The following is a 17,676-nucleotide window of genomic DNA, read 5'->3' as shown; positions in this document are numbered from 1 at the left end:
TTATATGCTGAGCAAAAAGATTCGCAACTTCCTGTTATTCGGGGTGATCGCCGCGCTGTTCCTGGCGGTGGGCTACTGGAATATCAGCCCGGAGCGCTTTCTCGACCAGCCTGCCGCGCAGGTCGATGAGGGCGCTATCGACTATTACGCCACCAACGCCTACAGCGTGCAGTTCCTGCCGGACGGCAAGGTGCAGTACGAGATGACCTCGGACAAAGTCGAGCACCTGAAGGCCTCCGAAGTCACCCTGCTGACCAACCCGGACTTGAACCTGTACCGCGGCACGGAGTTTCCGTGGCATGTGACCAGCAAGCATGGCGAGGTCAACCCGGACGGTACCCAGGTCGAACTGATCGACTCGGTACGCGTCGCACGCACTGACGCCCAGAACCGCGACACGATTATAACCAGCAGTCGCATGACCGTATTCCCACAACAGCAATATGCGCAGACCGAGCAAGACGTTAGAATCGACGGCGCTGGCGGTGTATCGACTGGCAAGGGAATGAAAGCGTATTTGAAAGAAAGCAGGATACACCTGCTATCGAACGTAAGAGGACAGTATGAGGCTCGTTAAAACTCTCCCGATTTTGCTCGGTCTTGGCGCAGCACTGGGAAGCGTGAGCGCCTGGGCTCTGCCGAACGATAGCGAGCAGCCTATCCGTATCCAGGCTGACGATGCGCAGCTGGATGACAAGCAAGGCGTCGCCACCTATAAAGGTGACGTAATCATTATCCAGGGCTCGATGAAGATCACCGGTAACACGGTAACCCTGACGCGCACCCCGGCAGGCGACATCGACGTGGTGACGTCGGTGGGCAACCTTGCCTACTTCGAACAGAAGCAAAAGGCAGAAGATCCAGGCCCGATGAAGGGCTATGGCAAGACCATCCAGTATCATGCGCAGCAGAACCGCATTGTGCTGATCGATCAGGCCAAGGTGCTGAGCGCCGACGGTAACTCCACCGAAGGCGAGAAGATCGTCTACAACACCAAGACCCAGGTCGCCCAGGCGGGTCGTGCCAACGGCACCAAGGTCAGCGCGCCGCGCCCACGCATCGACATGGTTATCCAGCCGAAGAAGAAGGCCGAGTAATGGCAACCCTGAAAGCCCAGCATCTGGCCAAGGCCTATAAAAGCCGTCAGGTCGTGCGCGATGTCAGCCTGTCGATCGACAGCGGCCAAATCGTCGGTTTGCTCGGCCCCAACGGCGCCGGCAAGACGACCTGCTTCTATATGATCGTCGGCCTCGTCCAGGCCGACCAAGGGCGCGTACTGATCGACGACCTGGATGTCAGCCATCAACCGATGCACGGCCGTGCCCGTGCCGGTATCGGCTATCTTCCCCAGGAAGCTTCGATCTTCCGCAAACTCTCGGTAGCCGACAACATCATGGCGATCCTTGAGACCCGCAAGGAACTCGACCGCGACGGCCGTCGCGCAGAACTGGAAAGCCTGCTGCAGGAATTCCATATCAACCATATTCGCGACAACCTGGGCATGAGCCTGTCCGGTGGCGAGCGCCGCCGCGTGGAAATCGCTCGGGCATTGGCCACTGCGCCCAAGTTCATCCTGCTGGACGAGCCGTTTGCCGGCGTCGACCCGATTTCGGTCGGCGACATCAAGCAGATCATCCACCACCTCAAGGCCAAGGGCATTGGCGTGTTGATCACCGACCACAACGTCCGTGAAACACTCGATATCTGCGAAACGGCTTATATCGTCAACGATGGACAGCTGATTGCCGAAGGCGATTCAGCCACCATCCTGGCCAACGAGCTGGTCAAGGAAGTGTACCTGGGTCACGAATTCCGCCTGTAAACACCGTGGTGTCACGGCCGTTTGCCAAGGTGCGCGGGAGTCAATGAAAACCCCGGTTTTTTATTGTTACCGCGCTCTAGGCAAAGCCCCCGATATCAGGCATATAATTTGCTTATGTTTGGCGCTCACGCGCCCTGTCGTGGATGGCGCATTGCGCCGGCGAATAAGGTGTTAAGCCCCTGCCATGAAACCATCGCTAGTCCTGAGAATGGGCCAGCAGCTGACGATGACACCGCAGCTGCAACAGGCCATCCGCCTGCTCCAATTGTCCACCTTGGATCTGCAACAGGAAATCCAGGAGGCCCTGGAGTCCAATCCGATGCTCGAACGCCAGGAAGAAGGCGACGACTTCGACAATGCAGACCCATTGGCCGACAACATCGAGCAAAAACCCAATTCCGACGTGCAGGAACCTTCCTATCAGGAAACCGCCCCCACGGTGGACAACCTGGAGGAAGGCGAATGGAACGAACGCATTCCCAACGAGCTTCCCGTGGACACCGCCTGGGAGGACGTCTATCAGACCAGCGCCAGCAGCCTGCCCAGCAGTGACGACGACGAGTGGGATTTCACCACCCGCACATCCGCCGGAGAGAGCCTGCAAAGCCATCTGTTGTGGCAGTTGAACCTGGCGCCGATGTCGGATACCGATCGCCTGATCGCCGTAACCCTGATCGACTGCATCAACAACCAGGGCTACCTGGACGAGAGTCTCGAGGAGATTCTCGAGGCGTTCGACCCGGAACTGGATATCGAGCTGGACGAAATCGAAGCCGTCCTGCACCGCATCCAGCAGTTCGAGCCTGCCGGTATTGGCGCGCGCACGCTCAGCGAATGCCTGCTGCTGCAATTGCGTCAACTGCCGGGCAAAACACCCTGGCTGGTCGAAGCCCAGCGCCTGGTCACCGACTACATCGACCTGCTGGGCAGCCGCGACTACAGCCAGTTGATGCGCCGCATGAAGCTCAAGGAAGACGAACTGCGCCAGGTCATCGAGCTGGTGCAGAGCCTCAACCCTCGTCCCGGCTCGCAGATCGAGTCGAGCGAAGCCGAATACGTGGTCCCCGATGTCATCGTGCGCAAGGACAACGAGCGCTGGTTGGTGGAGCTGAACCAGGAATCGGTGCCGCGTCTGCGGGTCAACCCGCAATATGCCGGGTTCGTGCGCCGCGCCGACACCAGCGCCGACAACACCTTCATGCGCAACCAGTTGCAGGAAGCGCGCTGGTTCATCAAGAGCCTGCAGAGCCGCAACGAAACCCTGATGAAAGTCGCGACCCAGATCGTCGAACATCAGCGCGGCTTCCTGGAGTATGGCGACGAAGCGATGAAGCCGCTGGTACTGCATGACATCGCCGAGGCGGTAGGCATGCACGAGTCAACGATTTCCCGGGTGACCACACAGAAATTCATGCATACCCCACGGGGTATCTACGAGCTGAAATACTTTTTCTCCAGCCACGTGAGTACCTCTGAAGGCGGCGAATGCTCGTCCACGGCGATCCGCGCGATCATCAAAAAACTGGTTGCCGCGGAAAATCAGAAAAAGCCGTTGAGTGACAGCAAGATCGCTGGTTTACTGGAGGCACAAGGCATTCAGGTCGCCCGTCGAACCGTCGCCAAGTACCGCGAGTCCCTTGGGATCGCGCCTTCCAGCGAGCGTAAGCGTTTGATGTGACGGGCGGGCCATAGCGTTCCAGTGACGGGTATTTTTGCCCGTCGCTTTATGCACTGGCAACGAAGGAGAAGCTGTATGCAAGTCAATATCAGTGGACACCATGTAGAAGTCACCCCGCCACTGCGCGACTACGTCGAGCAGAAGCTGAGGAAGCTTGAAGGACATTTCGACAAGATCACCAACGTGCAGGTCATCATGAAGGTCGACAAGCTTCAGCAGAAAATCGAAGCGACCCTCCAGATACCCGGTGGCGAAGTGGTTGCCAACGCAGAGCATGAAGACATGTACGCCTCGATAGACTTGCTCACCGACAAGCTGGACCGCCAACTTAAAAAGCATAAGGAAAAGAATCTGAGCCTGCTCCAAGGCACAGGTCGCTAACTCTCCCCCCATGATCCGACTTGAATCCATCCTGACCCCCGGCCGTTCCCTTGTGAACGCGCCGGGCGGCAGCAAGAAAAAAGCCCTCGAACAAATTGCCAACCTGATCGCTCGCGAAGTGCCGGGCCTCGAAATGCAAGATGTCTTCGAGGCTCTCATCGCTCGTGAAAAGCTCGGTTCCACCGGCTTTGGTAACGGCATCGCGATACCCCACTGTCGCCTCAAAGGGTGCACGGATCCCATCAGTGCCCTGCTGCACCTGGAAGCCCCCATCGATTTCGACGCCATCGACGGCGCCCCGGTCGACCTGCTGTTTGTGCTGCTGGTCCCGGAAGCCGCTACCGATGCGCACCTGGAACTGCTTCGGCAGATCGCCAGCATGCTCGATCGCAAGGAAGTGCGTAACAAACTCCGCAGCGCCAGCAGCAATGACGCGCTGTATCAGGTTGTCCTGGATGAGCAAAACGGGCAGTAATCATGCGTTTGATCATCGTCAGCGGCCGCTCCGGCTCGGGTAAGAGCACCGCCCTCAATGTGCTTGAGGACAGCGGTTTCTACTGCATTGATAACCTGCCTGCGGGCCTGCTGCCCGAATTGGCGGAGCGCGCGCTGATTCACACCGAGCTGGCGCAGCCGCTGGTGGCCGTATCGATTGATGCCCGCAATCTGCCCAGCCACCTTTCACGGTTCCCGGAACTGTTGGAAGAAGTGCGGGCCAAGCATATACATTGCGATGTGCTGTATCTGGATGCGGATGAGGAAACCCTGCTCAAGCGTTTCTCCGAAACCCGCCGTCGCCACCCGCTCAGCAGCCCGCATCGTTCCCTGGCCGAGGCCATTGAGGACGAAACGAAGCTGTTGGGGCCGATCATCGATCTGGCCGACCTCAAGATCAATACCACTAGCCTCAACCTGTACCAGCTACGCGACGCTATCAAGCTGCGCCTGCTGAACCAGCCTGAGCCCGGCACGGCGTTTCTCGTCGAGTCCTTTGGATTCAAGCGTGGCATGCCGGTAGACGCCGACCTGGTGTTCGATGTGCGTTGCCTGCCCAATCCTTATTGGAAGCCTGAACTGCGTGACCAATCAGGCCTGGATCAGCCGGTGATCGATTATCTGGCGGCGCAGCCGGATGTGCAGGATATGTTTCAGGACATCTCCAGCTACCTGCTCAAGTGGCTGCCGCGCTTCGCTGCAAGCAACCGCGCCTATGTCACCATCGCCATCGGCTGCACCGGAGGCCATCACCGTTCCGTCTACCTGACCGAACGCCTGGGCCAGGTGCTGCAACAAACCCTCAAGAATGTCCAGGTACGCCACCGCGACCTCAGCTGAAAGGAACACCCCCGCGATGCCCGCACGTGAAATTGAAATCATCAACAAATTGGGCCTTCACGCCCGGGCCTCGGCCAAGTTCGTCGGTGTGGCCGGACAATTCCCTTGCAAGATCCGCGCAGGGCGTACCCGCGAGTCCATGGTCGACGGTAAAAGCATCATGGCCATGATGATGCTGGCAGCCGGCAAGGGCACCAAGATTCACCTTGAGACCGAAGGCGAGCAGGAAGAAGAGGCAATGAAGGCCTTGGAGGCGTTGATCAACAACTTCTTCGACGAAGGGGAATAATTCGCTGACGCTTCATCCCAACGCCGTATCCATCACCATCATCAAGCAAAACCCGATACACAGCCCCAGGCTCGCGAGCTTTTCGTGGCCATTGCGGCGCGACTCCGGGATAACTTCGTGAGTCACCACCAGCAGCATGGCCCCAGCCGCCAAGGCCAGGCCCAAGGGCAGCAGCACCTCGGCCAGGCTTACCAGCCAGGCGCAGAGCACGGCGAACACTGGCTCGACCAAGCCTGAGGCGGCACCCACCATGAACGCCTTGACCCGCGACATCCCGGCGCCGGCCAGCACCAACGCTATCACCAGGCCTTCGGGTACATCCTGCAAGGCGATGCCCATGGCCAGACTGTCGGCATCCGGCATGCCGCCCCCGGCGGAAACGCCCACGGCCATGCCCTCCGGAATGTTATGGGCAATGATCGCGAACACGAACAGCCAGATGCGCGGCGGGATCACCGGTTGCTCCGGCGTACCCACCAGCATTTCCGGGCTGGCGCTTGAGACCTTTCGGTCAACCAGATAAAGGCCGAAGGCGCCCAGGATGATGCCAGAACTGACCAGGCCACTGGCGGCCCAGGGGGACAGCCCCAGCCCTTCAGCTGCCGCAATCCCCGGCACGATCAACGAAAACGCAGTGGCTGCCAGCATCACGCCAGCGCCAAAGCCCAGCAAGGTATCGCTCAAGGCCATCGGCATGCGCCGAATCACTAATACCGGCACCGCGCCCAGCGCCGTGCCCAATGCGCAAATGGAACCACCCTGTAAGGCACGCAGGATGCGCGGCTCAAGATCGAGCCAAGCCAGCCCGTGGGCCACCAGCAAGGCAGTGCCTGCCAACAGCAGCAGCGAGCCAAACGCATAGCGAAACAATCGCACGCTGCCAATCGCCAGTGTTTCAGTGCCCATAATCGGCCTTAGTGCTTGTTATGAAGAAGGGTGTCAGGCCAGAGCAGCCTGATAGCGGGCGGCGACTTCCGGCCAGTTGATAACGCTGTAGAAAGCATTGATGTATTCCGGGCGGCGGTTCTGATAACGCAGGTAATAGGCATGCTCCCAGACATCCAGGCCAAGGATCGGGGTGTTACCGCTCATCAACGGGCTGTCCTGGTTGCCGCTGCTTTCCACCACCAGGGTCTTTTGCGCAGTGACGCTCAGCCAGGCCCAGCCGCTGCCGAAACGCGTCAGCGCAGCTTTGGTGAACACCTCCTTGAAGTTGTCGAAGCCGCCCAACTGCTCATCAATCGCTTTGCTCAGTGCGCCCTCGGGCTTGCCACCACCTTGAGGCGACATTACCGCCCAGAACAATGAGTGGTTGGCGTGGCCGCCGCCTTGGTTGATCACCGCCGCGCGCATTTTTTCCGGCAATTGCTGCACACTCGACACCAGTTTCTCTATTGGCCAAGCGGCGAACTCCGTGCCCTCTACCGCCGCGTTCAAGTTATTGATGTAGGTCTGGTGATGCTTGGTGTAGTGAATCTCCATGGTTTGCGCATCGATATGCGGTTCCAGGGCATCGTAGGCATAGGGCAAGGCAGGCAAGGTGTAGGTCATATCAATGTGCTCCGTATTGAGAAGGCGTGGGGTGCGCTGCAGTACCTCCCAGCAAGCGATGGGTACGCGGGTACTCGCCGTGGTCGCTGATGAAGTTCAACAGCTCAACGTAGGTTTTACTGCTCTGGCGCAGCGCCGCTTCACGCAGCTGCGGCGTAAGACGCGAGTCCTGCATGGCCTGCAGCAGGCGCTGGTGGATGGCGCACAAGTATTCCGCGCTTTCCTCCGGCTGGTTGAGGCGCAGGTGCAGGTCCGCCAGGTTGTGATGGGAAATAACGCAGGCCGCGACAGCCTCTTCGGCATCGGCCCAGCGCTCGAACAGCACTAAGGCCAGGGCCAGGGCTTGCAGATAGGCCTCGCGCGCGTCCACCCAATCACCCTGCATAAAGCAGCGGTTGGCCCGTTCGATCGTGCGTTTCCAGTGCTCCATGGTGAGTCTCCAAAGCAGGTTGGCGATTACACGCCGCCGGCGGTGAGTTTTTCCGGATCCAGCAGGACTTCCAATTGGCTGCGCGGCAGGTCGGTGTGCTCAACAGCCACGTCAATCACCGGACGCCCCTGCTGATAAGCCTTTTTGGCAATTTCAGCCGCCTTCTGGTAGCCGATGATGGGGTTGAGCGCCGTCACCAGGATCGGATTGCGCGACAGCGCCTCTTTGAGTTTGTCCTCGTTCACCTTGAAGCTGGCGATGGCCTTGTCAGCCAGCAGGCGGCTGGAATTGGCCAGCAATTCCAGGCTGCTGAGCAGGTTCTGAGCGATGATCGGCAGCATCACGTTCAGCTCGAAATTGCCTGACTGCCCAGCGACGGTGATCACCGTGTCATTGCCGATCACCTGCGCAGCCACCATCGCTGTCGCCTCAGGGATCACCGGATTGACCTTGCCCGGCATGATCGACGAGCCCGGCTGCAACCCCTCCAACTCAATCTCGCCCAGGCCTGCCAGAGGGCCGGAGTTCATCCAACGCAGGTCGTTGGCGATTTTCATCAGCGACACTGCAGTGGCTTTCAACTGGCCGGACACGGCGACGGCGGTGTCCTGGGAACCGATCAACGCGAACAGATGTTTGCCGGGCGTGAACTGGACGCCGGTCAGGCTGCTGAGCTGCTGGCTGAAGCGCGCCGCGAATTGCGGGTGCGCGTTGATGCCCGTGCCCACCGCAGTCCCCCCTTGGGCCAAGGCTTGGAGACTCGGCAGCAAGTCCTGCAAGTGGCCGATATTGGCCTTGAGTTGTTGCGCCCAGCCAGTGAGCACCTGACTCATGCGTACCGGCATGGCGTCCATCAGGTGGGTACGGCCGGTCTTGATGAACGGATGAACCTGCTCGGCCTTGCGCTCGATCACTTGCACCAGATGCAGCAGGGCCGGCAGCGTTTGCTCATGCAGAACAAGCGCCGCACTCACGTGGATCGTGGTAGGAATGACGTCGTTGCTGCTCTGGCCGCAGTTCACGTGGTCATTGGGGTTGACCACTTCCCCCAGCAAACGGCTGGCCAGCGTGGCGATCACTTCATTGGCATTCATGTTGGAGCTGGTGCCGGAGCCCGTCTGGAAGATATCCACCGGGAAGTGGCGCATGTATTCGCCTTCCAACAAGCCTTGAGCGGCATCGACGATGGCTTTGCCCTGCCCCTCGCCGATTTGCTTGAGGTCTACGTTGACCTTGGCGGCCGCGGCCTTGACCAGGATCAGCGCGCGAATGAACTGGGCGGGCATGGGGCGGTGGCTGATCGGGAAGTTGTTCACCGCGCGCTGGGTTTGCGCACCATACAGGGCATCGGCGGGCACATGCAGTTCGCCCATGCTGTCGCGTTCGATACGGGTGTTACTCATCGGAGGATCCTTGCGCCAGGTCAGAAACGGGTATGGACGGCAGCAACTGGCAAGTCGCCAACTGCCAGGCAAAGGCCTGCCAGCGCTTGAGGCGGCAGGCACAATGAGAAAGCTTTTCCAGGTCGCGCAGTGGGCGCCAGGCCTGATCAAGGCACTGGGAACGCCAATGCCAGGGCAGGGCAATATCGTTGGCGGTGTCGATCAGCAGACGAAATGAAGTTTCGGCGACCGTCCACGGGTGGGTCGCGGTGCAGCACGCCAGGTACCGCCCTTCGCTCAGGTAATGCTCGATCAGGCGCGGCTCATCAGGGTCCAGCCCGCAGCGAATCTGGCGACTCATCCAACGCCAGCTCTCCAGATAAGGATCTTCATGCAGGACAGAACTCATGATCTCACTCGCTCGGTAATGAGATTTATTATTAGATGATATTGAGAATCAAAACAAGCGCTGCACCGGAATCGACTTTTCAAACGCCAAAAAAAAGCGCGCCATCACCGGGATGGCGCGCCTTTCCATAAATCGCTCGGAGCGTCAGCTACCCGCGACAGTCATCCGCTCGATCAAGACCGAACCGGTGCGAATGTTGCTGCGCAGTTCCAAGTCATTCCCTACCGCGACGATCTGCTTGAACATATCGCGCATATTGCCGGCGATGGTGACCTCCTGGACGGCAAACTGAATTTCGCCGTTTTCCACCCAGAAACCCGCCGCGCCACGGGAGTAATCACCGGTAACCATGTTCAGGCCATGGCCCATCAATTCGGTTACCAGCAGGCCGCGCCCCATCCGCCGCAACAGCGCCGCCTGGTCTTCGTCGCCGTGGGTCACGAACAGGTTGTGTACACCGCCCGCATTGGCGGTGCTGGGCAAGCCGAGTTTACGCCCGGCATACGTGCCCAGCACATAGGACACCAACTCGCCTTTCTCGACAAAGGGCTTGGCATAGGTCGCCAGGCCATCACCGTCGAAGGAAGTACTGCCCATGGCACGCATCAAGTGTGGGCGTTCATCGATGGTCAGCCATTCTGGAAACAACGTCTGGCCGATCGCCCCTTCCAGGAACGAGGATTTTCGATACAAATTGCCACCGGAAATCGCCCCGAGAAAACTGCCGAACAAACCGCCGGCCAGCTCCGCCGAAAACAGCACCGGCACTTCACAGGTCGGCACCGGACGCGCGCCCAGGCGGCTCGCGGCACGCTGCGCGGCCTTCTGTCCAATGCTGGCTGGATCGGCGAGCAAATCGCCCTGACGGTTCACGTCATACCAGTAATCACGCTGCATCTGGCCATTGGCTTCGGCGATCATCACGCAGCTCAAACTATGGCGAGTGGACGCGTAACCACCGATAAAACCATGGCTGTTCCCGTACACGCGGCACCCCTGGTGAGTGTTCAAGGTGGTGCCATCGGCATTTTTGATCCTGGGGTCGGCGTCAAAGGCCGCGGCCTCGCAGACCAGCGCCTGTTCGATGGCCTGCTCCGGGGTGATATCCCAGGCATGGAACAGATCGAAGTCCTTCACGTCCTTGGCCATCAGCGCCTGGTCGGCCAAGCCCGAACTTTCATCCTCGGAGGTATGCTTGGCGATTGCCAACGCTGCGGCAACCGTTTCGCGAATCGCCTCCGTACCACTGGCGGACGTACTGGCCGACCCCTTGCGCTGCCCCACGTACAGCGTGATGCCAAACCCCTGGTCGCGATTGAACTCAACGGTTTCCACTTCCCGCTGACGCACCGACGTCGACAGCCCCTGCTCCAGCGAAACGGCTACTTCACAGGCGCTGGCCCCCTGGCGCCTGGCCTCGGCAAGAATCTGCTCGACTTGTTCCTGCAGTGCCGGTAACGCTTGCGGACCGACGCTTTGGGCTGCACTCATGGTTTTCTCCACTCAAATTCTGCTTTCGGTTAAGGCCATCGAGCGACCGGGCCGGACAAGCGGCCCCCGACTGGTTATCATGGCGGCGTTTCTTTGCGGACTGCCACCATGGTTGATTCTTACGACGACTCCCTCGATGGGGAGAAAAGCAAAACCCAGGTCAAACGTGAGCTGCATGCTCTGGTTGACCTTGGCGAGCGCCTTACGACGCTCAAAAAAGACTTGATTGCCAAACTGCCACTGACCGACGAAATGCGTCGGGCGCTTGCGGATGCGCCCAAGCACACCGCGAACATCGCGCGTAAGCGGCACATTTCGTTTATCGGCAAGCTGATGCGCGATCAGGACATTGACGCCATTCTGGCCTTGCTCGATCAAACCGATGCCTCCACTCGCCAGTACAACGAACGCTTCCATAACCTGGAGCGCTGGCGTGACCGCCTGATCTCGGGCGATGACGCGGTGCTGGAGAAATTCGTGCTGGACTACCCGGATGCGGACCGCCAACAACTGCGCTCCCTGATCCGTCAGGCCCAGCACGAACTGGCGCATAACAAGGCGCCGGCCACCAGCCGTAAAATTTTCAAGTACATCCGTGAGCTGGACGAGACTCAACGCGGCCTGCGCTGATCCTCTTCCCCGGGTGGCGGCCTTCGCCACCCGAAGCTCCCTGCTTACGACCCCGTGCCACCCACGGTAATCGCATCAATCTTCAGCGTTGGCTGGCCGACACCCACCGGCACCGACTGCCCGTCTTTTCCGCACGTACCCACGCCGCTGTCCAGGGACAGATCGTTACCCACCATGGACACCTTGCTCATGGCTTCCGGCCCGTTGCCGATCAATGTTGCGCCTTTGACCGGCGCGGTGATCTTGCCGTCCTCGATCAAGTACGCTTCGCTGGTAGAGAACACGAACTTGCCGCTGGTGATATCCACCTGGCCGCCGCCAAGGTTGGCGCAGTAGATACCGCGCTTGACCGAGGCGATGATTTCCGCCGGGTCGCTTTCACCGGCAAGCATGTAGGTATTGGTCATGCGCGGCATCGGCAGGTGCGCGTAGGATTCGCGACGACCGTTGCCGGTGCGCGCCACGCCCATCAGCCGCGCATTGAGCTTGTCCTGCATGTAGCCCTTGAGTACCCCGTTTTCGATCAGGGTGGTGCATTCGGTCGGGGTGCCTTCATCGTCCACGCTCAGCGACCCACGCCGGCCGGCCAGTGTGCCGTCATCAACGATGGTGCACAGCTTGGAGGCGACGCTCTCGCCCATGCGCCCGCTGTAGGCGGAACTGCCCTTGCGGTTGAAGTCGCCTTCCAGGCCATGGCCCACCGCTTCGTGGAGCAACACTCCGGACCAGCCCGAACCCAGCACCACCGGCAAGGTGCCCGCCGGCGCCGGAATGGCTTCCAGGTTCACCAGTGCCTGACGCAGCGCTTCCCGGGCATAGCCCATGGCGCGATCCTCGCTGAGGAAATAACGGTAGTCGGTTCGCCCGCCGCCGCCATGGCCGCCGCGCTCGCGACGGCCGTTCTGCTCGACGATCACACTGACATTGAAGCGCACCAGCGGCCGCACATCCGCCGCCAGGCTGCCATCGGTGGACGCCACCAGGATGCGCTCCCATACACCGGCGAGGCTGACGCTGACCTGCTGGATACGCAGGTCCAGGGCGCGGGTGGCGGCGTCGACACGCTTGAGCAGCTCGACCTTCTCGGCGCGGCTGATCACTTCCAGGGGGTTATCCGGAGCGTACAACTGGGCCACGTCCTGGCTGCTGAACGCCTGAACCGTGCCATGCTGGCCCGCACGGGAGATCGAGCGCGCCGCGCGAGCCGCCAGGCCCAGGGCCTCCAGCGTGATGGCATTGCTGTAGGCAAACCCGGTTTTTTCACCGGACTGCGCACGCACGCCCACGCCTTGGTCAAGGTTGAAACTGCCTTCCTTGACGATGCCGTCTTCGAGGGACCAGGACTCGGAAATCTGCCCCTGGAAATACAGGTCGGCCGCGTCGATGCCCGGCCCGGCCAGATCGCCCAACACCGTTTGCAAGTTTTCGATGGTCACGCCACCGGGTGCCAGGAGGTGTTCACTGACTGAGGACAACAACTCGCTCATAGATTTGGCCTTAAATTCATCGTTCCGAAGCAGGCCGCTGCGCGCCCTGCGAGAAAAAGCGCCGATGGCAGACCACCGGCATGCGCGCCCGTATCGACGCTTGTTCACTGCTGTCGCGCGCGGCCAACAGCACCGCCTCGCCCTTATCCTGTTGCGCCAGCACCTGCCCCCATGGGTCGACAATCGCTGCGTGACCGTAGGTTTCCCGCGGTACCGGGTGCACGCCGCCCTGCGCCGCTGCGAGCAGGTAGCACTGGGTCTCGATAGCCCGCGCGCGAATCAGTACATCCCAATGCGCGGCGCCGGTCACCGCCGTAAACGCCGACGGCGCGGTAATCAGTTCGGCCCCTGCGGCGCGCAGCTCGCTGTACAGCTCCGGGAAGCGCAGGTCGTAACATACGGTGAGTCCCAGACGCCCAACCGGGGTATCCGCCACCACCACGTGGTTGCCGAAAGCATAGTCGTCAGACTCGCGATAGCGACCTCGCGCATCGGCGACGTCGACATCGAACAAATGCAGCTTGTCGTAGCGGGCGACGATTTCGCCGCGATCATCGATCAACAACGAGCAAGCGTTGGGCTTGGCATACGGTTGACCTTCAGGCGGCAACGGCAACGTGCCTGCCACTATCCATAAGGTGAGGTCGCGGGCGGTCTGTTTCAACCATGGCAGGATCGGGCCTTCGCCCAGCGCCTCGGCGCGGCCGATATCCGCCACGTCGCGCCGCCCCATCGCAGCGAAGTTTTCCGGCAATACCGCCAACTTGGCTCCGCCCGCAGCGGCGCGTTCCAGCAAGCGTCGGGCCTGGGCCAAGTTGGCTGGCACGTCGCTCTGGCTGACCATCTGAATTACCGCAAAGGACATGGGGCGACACTCCGTAATGGGCATGCACCAAACATAGAGGACACCATGCTACTGCACGCTCACTCAGTTTGGCTTTTCAAATGGCTTGTCAAAGGTGATCTTCGGATCTTTCCAAGGCCCTTCGACCTTGTATTGCACGCTGGCGAAACGCGAGACACGATCGCCAATCAGCTTGTCGATCAGGAACAACGCACCACCGACCGCCGGCGCCCCCACGATCAACGCAGCAATCGGCAGGTTGTTGGTCACCGGCAGCGTCACCAGTAACTTGGCGTCAACGCGATCGGCCACCAGGTCGAGCGTACCGTTGAGCTCCAGATTACTCGAAGGTCCGGTCATGGTAATCGGCTCACGGGTCACGAACACGCCGTTACTCGCCGCCAGCAGGCCTTTGACCCGGTCATAGCTCAACCCTTTACCGAGCAGATCCGAGAAATCCAGGCGCAGTCGACGCCCGATGGAGTTGAAGTTGAGCAGGCCAAATACCCGCAGGGCCTGGGCCCCGCCCTCGACTTCGACGAACTGGCCCTTGCGGAACGCTGCATCCAGGCTGCCGGAGAAACGCTTCGGCCCGACCCAGGCCGGCGAGCCCGGCCAACGCCCATCCACATCGAGATGGAAATCCTCGCTGGTCACAGTGGGCGCAAAGCCCCAGCCCTTGAGCACATCGGCGATATTCCTGCCGTCCAGCCGGCCCTTGTACCAACTGCTGCTGTCGCCCGGTGCTCCCTCCCAACCCCCGGCGCCCTTGAGCTGCATGCCCTTCAGGCCCAGGTCCAGGCTGTTGAAGGCCAGGCCCTTGGCGGTAGGCCGGATCTTCAATGACCAGGCCCCGATCAGGTCCGGCCCCTGGAACAGCTGATCAATGGCGATATCCAGCGCGGGTATATCCTTGGGGTCAATACTGGCCAATGGGTCCGGTGCGTTCTCGTCAGCCTGTACGGTCGGGTCCACCGCCGGCAGCTTGACGTATTGCAGGTTGATCGCAATCGGCGCGCCCTTGGCGTCCGGAAGGCTGACGCTGCCCTTGGCCTGCCGGCTATCGAGCTGCACGGCCCACGCGGCGGGTTTGCGGTCCAACTGCAGGCTGACCTGATCGAACTGAGTGCCCAGCCCCGTAAGCTTGCCGATTTTGAAATCGGCACTGCTGAGCAGTTCCTTGGCGCTGCCGCCGGGATCGTTGCCGGCGTATTGATTCAGCAGCTTTTTCCAAGGGTCGATATCCAGCTCCGAGAGCACACCCCGAATGCGCAAGCCTTTACCGCCGGGCAACACCGCGTCGCCATCACCGAGGAACAACTCACCGCGGCCCTCATTGAACTTGTCCGGGCGGGCGGCAAAGGTGAAGTTCGCCAACTCACCGTAGTCGAACCAGTAGCGCCGCTCGGCGCCTTGCAGGGTCATGCGAAACGTACTGTCGCGGCCCTGGCTGGCCGGCATGCCGAACGGTGCCGGCAGGTCCACCGCTACGCCTTTGAGATTGGAACTGACCATCAACTGACTGTCGGCCCCGTCCAGATCGAGCTGCAACTGGTAGGGAATATCACCGGACACCGGCAACGGCTGGGTAATTTTCAACCAGTCTGTCAGTCGCTTGACCGTGACCTGGCCTTTGGCGACGACCCGGGTACTGATATTGCCCGGCTTGCCATCGGCGAAGATCTGCGCGGTGATCGGTCGTTCAAACGCTTGGGCGGATATGTTCTGGCCACTGAGGCCCTTGGCGCTGTCGAAACGGAATTCACCCTTGAGCTGCGTCAGATCCAGAGTCGGCTCGGCCAGTTGCAGGCGCGCCTTGTCGGTCTGGAAGTCCACCACGATCTTGGGTTCGGTGCCCTTGGCCAGGGGGATATCCAGGTCCAGCCTGCCTTGCAGGTCGCCTTCGCCTTTCCAGCCGGCGAAGGTCGACGCCGTGCCGATCGGCGCTTCCTGCAGGATCTTCAAGCCATCGCCCAGGCCGCCGGCGAAACCACCGGTAAGCAGCAAATGACTGTCCTTGCCCGCCGGAGCATGGGGAATATTGACGTAGATATCCTTGACCTGGGTATCGAGCAATTGGCCCTTGCTCGCCAGGATGCGCACGCCACTCTCCTCGACAAACACCTCGCCATCGACGTTGCTCACATGGGGCCAGCCCGGCTGGAACGCCAGCTCGGCGTCATGCACCTTGAAAAACAGGCTGATATTACGCGCCGCGCGCACCGCGTCATGGTTCAGCGAGCCCTGGTACTGGAAGAAGCCTTCGTCCACCGCGCCCTTGACGATCGCCGTGCGCAGCCATTCATCCAGGGCCGGGCTCAGCACCGCCGGCAGGTACTTGGGCGTGAAGCGCCCGTCGCCGTCGACCAGGCCGACACGCAGGTCCATGTAGTCTTCCTGGCTGTGGTCGAAATGCAGACGGATCAGGAAATCGGCGGCGATCTTGCCCTCCTCTCCCAGCACCTTGATATACGGTGCGATCAGGGTGAACCCTTGCTTGTCCAGGGTCCAGGTGAGGCGCGCGTTGGCCTGAATGTACTGCCAGGGCTTGGCGAAGATGGGGTCCAGGTGCAGGGAAAAATCCTTGCTGTCCATGCGCAGCTCGCCATGCCCCAGGTCGCCGCTGATGCTGCCGGATACGTTACGCGCGGCCGGCGCGCCGAAATAGGCATCAAAGCCCACACGTTCGAGGTTGGCGGCAAAACTGACTTTCTGATCGGAGCTGTCCTGGGGACGGAAATCCACCAGAACATTGCGCAGCAGCCCCGTGGCCTTGATGTGTTCAACCGCCTTGGCAAAGCCTTCCGGCAACGGAGCCAGTGCGTTGAGCAGCGGTGTGATGGGCGTCAAGTCCAGCCGGTCGGCCTGCAACTTCCAGACTTCAAGCGCCTTTTCGGTAGCCAGCGTCTGCTGCAACTGCATGCGCGATTCCCAGCGGGTTTCCCCCAGGCTCATCGCCAGCGAATCGACCAGGACGTTAAGGCCGGTATCACTGCGTTGCAGATAAGCGGTGAGAGCGAGGTTCTCGATATGCACCGGCTTGCGCTCGGCATAGCTGCCTTTGGCCTGAGGCGAGTTGAGACGCACCGCCGCGCTTTGCACGGCGCCATTGCCCCAGTTCAGCCACAGCTCGCCACCGGCCTTGAATTGCGTGAGCTTCCATTGCCCGGTCAGCCGAGCCGGAATCCATTTGGCCCAGTCGCTCTGAGGCAGGCTCGCATAGGCCTGGATCTCGGCGTCCTCCCATTGGCTGGCGCGGATGCGGCTGCGCAGGCTCAAGGCCAGCGGCTGGCCATCGGGCAGGGTCAGGCGCGCATCCAGGCGCTGGCGGGACACGCCGGTGTGCAGGCTCAAGCCGACGTAGGTGAGGGTCGACGACGGCTGGTCAAACGGCTGCAGGGTCACTTGGCTGTCGAGCAGCGATACACGCTTGACCTGCTGCATGCGTGTCAGCACCTGCTGCGGGTCCAGCGGCTGGTCGTCCTGCACCGGCAGGCCCTGCAAAGCCCAATGGCCGTCCTTGTCTTCCTTGACGCTCAACTGCAGGCCGCTGAGTTGCAGGTGAGCGATGCGCACTTCGCGCGCGGTCAGGCTGGCCCAGATATCCGGCACCACTTCGACCTGGTCCAGGCGCAGGGCGCTGCTGCCCTCGCCCACCATCACGTCATGCGCACGCAGCACGGGCGCAAAGCCACTCCAGCGCCCTTCAAGGCTCCCGATATGCATGGGCATGCCCAGCGCAGCCTCGGCCTTGGCTTCGACTTCAGCCCGGTACTCGGCCACCAGCGGGGTCAACTGGCGCCCCAGGCTCACATACACGGCCGCCAACACCAGCAGCAAAGCGCACAGGCCGAGGCCCCAACGGGTCAAAGCGGCAAAAAAGCGTATCAGACGCTCCATGTCGGGCGACCCTCAAGGCAGTAGTCGGACGGCGGCACAAAGGCCGC

At 61.0% G+C, this 17,676-nt stretch carries 18 protein-coding genes; 9 read left to right on the top strand and 9 right to left on the bottom strand.

From position 1 onward, the window contains the following. Positions 1-4 precede the first annotated feature (4 nt). The 8 genes from lptC to G7025_RS18930 all read left to right on the top strand — a co-directional run bounded on the left by lptC (position 5) and on the right by G7025_RS18930 (position 5,505). Positions 5-577 (top strand): LPS export ABC transporter periplasmic protein LptC, encoded by a 573-nt coding sequence (lptC, locus tag G7025_RS18965; protein ID WP_181080634.1) that lies wholly within the window; start codon positions 5-7, stop codon positions 575-577. Next, positions 564-1,097 (top strand): lipopolysaccharide transport periplasmic protein LptA, encoded by a 534-nt coding sequence (lptA, locus tag G7025_RS18960; protein WP_034095915.1) that lies wholly within the window; start codon positions 564-566, stop codon positions 1,095-1,097. Before lptC ends, lptA begins: the two co-directional genes overlap by 14 nt. Then, positions 1,097-1,822: an LPS export ABC transporter ATP-binding protein gene (gene lptB, locus G7025_RS18955; protein WP_048723959.1), complete on the top strand. Its 726-nt coding sequence runs from the start codon at positions 1,097-1,099 to the stop codon at positions 1,820-1,822. Before lptA ends, lptB begins: the two co-directional genes overlap by 1 nt. Before the next feature lie 184 nt (positions 1,823-2,006). Then, entirely contained in the window at positions 2,007-3,500 is a 1,494-nt protein-coding gene (locus G7025_RS18950; RefSeq protein WP_181080633.1) for an RNA polymerase factor sigma-54, read from the top strand. A 75-nt stretch (positions 3,501-3,575) separates the two neighbouring features. Further along, on the top strand, positions 3,576-3,881 hold the full coding sequence (hpf, locus tag G7025_RS18945) for a ribosome hibernation-promoting factor, HPF/YfiA family (protein WP_027604812.1): 306 nt from the start codon (positions 3,576-3,578) through the stop codon (positions 3,879-3,881). 10 nt (positions 3,882-3,891) lie between these two features. Beyond that, positions 3,892-4,356 (top strand): PTS IIA-like nitrogen regulatory protein PtsN, encoded by a 465-nt coding sequence (ptsN, locus tag G7025_RS18940; RefSeq protein WP_181080632.1) that lies wholly within the window; start codon positions 3,892-3,894, stop codon positions 4,354-4,356. Between the two features lie 2 nt (positions 4,357-4,358). After that, on the top strand, positions 4,359-5,216 hold the full coding sequence (gene rapZ, locus G7025_RS18935) for an RNase adapter RapZ (protein WP_181080631.1): 858 nt from the start codon (positions 4,359-4,361) through the stop codon (positions 5,214-5,216). A gap of 16 nt (positions 5,217-5,232) precedes the next feature. Then, the gene (locus tag G7025_RS18930) at positions 5,233-5,505 is read left to right on the top strand and encodes an HPr family phosphocarrier protein (protein WP_181080630.1); all 273 of its coding nucleotides are present in this window, start codon (positions 5,233-5,235) and stop codon (positions 5,503-5,505) included. A 12-nt stretch (positions 5,506-5,517) separates the two neighbouring features. Here G7025_RS18930 and G7025_RS18925 read toward each other — a convergent pair whose 3' ends face one another. The 6 genes from G7025_RS18925 to pmbA form a co-directional block, all read right to left on the bottom strand. Beyond that, positions 5,518-6,411 (bottom strand): ZIP family metal transporter, encoded by an 894-nt coding sequence (locus G7025_RS18925; RefSeq protein WP_181080629.1) that lies wholly within the window; start codon positions 6,409-6,411, stop codon positions 5,518-5,520. A gap of 33 nt (positions 6,412-6,444) precedes the next feature. Continuing rightward, positions 6,445-7,056 (bottom strand): superoxide dismutase, encoded by a 612-nt coding sequence (locus G7025_RS18920; RefSeq protein ID WP_181080628.1) that lies wholly within the window; start codon positions 7,054-7,056, stop codon positions 6,445-6,447. A 1-nt stretch (position 7,057) separates the two neighbouring features. Next, positions 7,058-7,486: a hypothetical protein gene (locus G7025_RS18915; protein WP_181080627.1), complete on the bottom strand. Its 429-nt coding sequence runs from the start codon at positions 7,484-7,486 to the stop codon at positions 7,058-7,060. Between the two features lie 26 nt (positions 7,487-7,512). Further along, positions 7,513-8,889 (bottom strand): class II fumarate hydratase, encoded by a 1,377-nt coding sequence (locus G7025_RS18910; protein WP_181080626.1) that lies wholly within the window; start codon positions 8,887-8,889, stop codon positions 7,513-7,515. Next, positions 8,882-9,277, bottom strand: coding sequence for a FagA protein (locus G7025_RS18905; RefSeq protein ID WP_181080625.1), 396 nt, complete (start codon positions 9,275-9,277; stop codon positions 8,882-8,884). The genes G7025_RS18910 and G7025_RS18905 overlap by 8 nt, the downstream gene beginning before the upstream one ends. Positions 9,278-9,421: 144 nt before the next feature. Beyond that, the gene (gene pmbA / locus G7025_RS18900) at positions 9,422-10,768 is read right to left on the bottom strand and encodes a metalloprotease PmbA (RefSeq protein ID WP_181080624.1); all 1,347 of its coding nucleotides are present in this window, start codon (positions 10,766-10,768) and stop codon (positions 9,422-9,424) included. Between the two features lie 108 nt (positions 10,769-10,876). Here pmbA and yjgA point away from each other — a divergent pair, with 108 nt between their 5' ends. After that, complete coding sequence (gene yjgA, locus G7025_RS18895; protein ID WP_181080623.1) at positions 10,877-11,398, top strand: ribosome biogenesis factor YjgA; 522 nt, start codon at positions 10,877-10,879, stop codon at positions 11,396-11,398. A 44-nt stretch (positions 11,399-11,442) separates the two neighbouring features. Here yjgA and tldD read toward each other — a convergent pair whose 3' ends face one another. The 3 genes from tldD to G7025_RS18880 all read right to left on the bottom strand — a co-directional run bounded on the left by tldD (position 11,443) and on the right by G7025_RS18880 (position 17,629). Then, positions 11,443-12,885, bottom strand: coding sequence for a metalloprotease TldD (tldD, locus tag G7025_RS18890; protein WP_181080622.1), 1,443 nt, complete (start codon positions 12,883-12,885; stop codon positions 11,443-11,445). A gap of 16 nt (positions 12,886-12,901) precedes the next feature. Then, on the bottom strand, positions 12,902-13,750 hold the full coding sequence (locus G7025_RS18885) for a carbon-nitrogen hydrolase family protein (protein WP_181080621.1): 849 nt from the start codon (positions 13,748-13,750) through the stop codon (positions 12,902-12,904). A gap of 63 nt (positions 13,751-13,813) precedes the next feature. Next, a complete protein-coding gene (locus tag G7025_RS18880; RefSeq protein ID WP_181080620.1) occupies positions 13,814-17,629 on the bottom strand; it encodes a YhdP family protein in 3,816 nt (1,271 codons plus the stop codon). Between the last annotated feature and the right edge of the window lie 47 nt (positions 17,630-17,676).

This window comes from Pseudomonas lurida, from assembly GCF_013522705.1.
GTDB lineage: Bacteria > Pseudomonadota > Gammaproteobacteria > Pseudomonadales > Pseudomonadaceae > Aquipseudomonas > Aquipseudomonas quebecensis.
The sequence above is the reverse complement of the archived record's forward strand: the minus strand, read 5'-3'. Positions and strand labels throughout refer to the sequence as shown.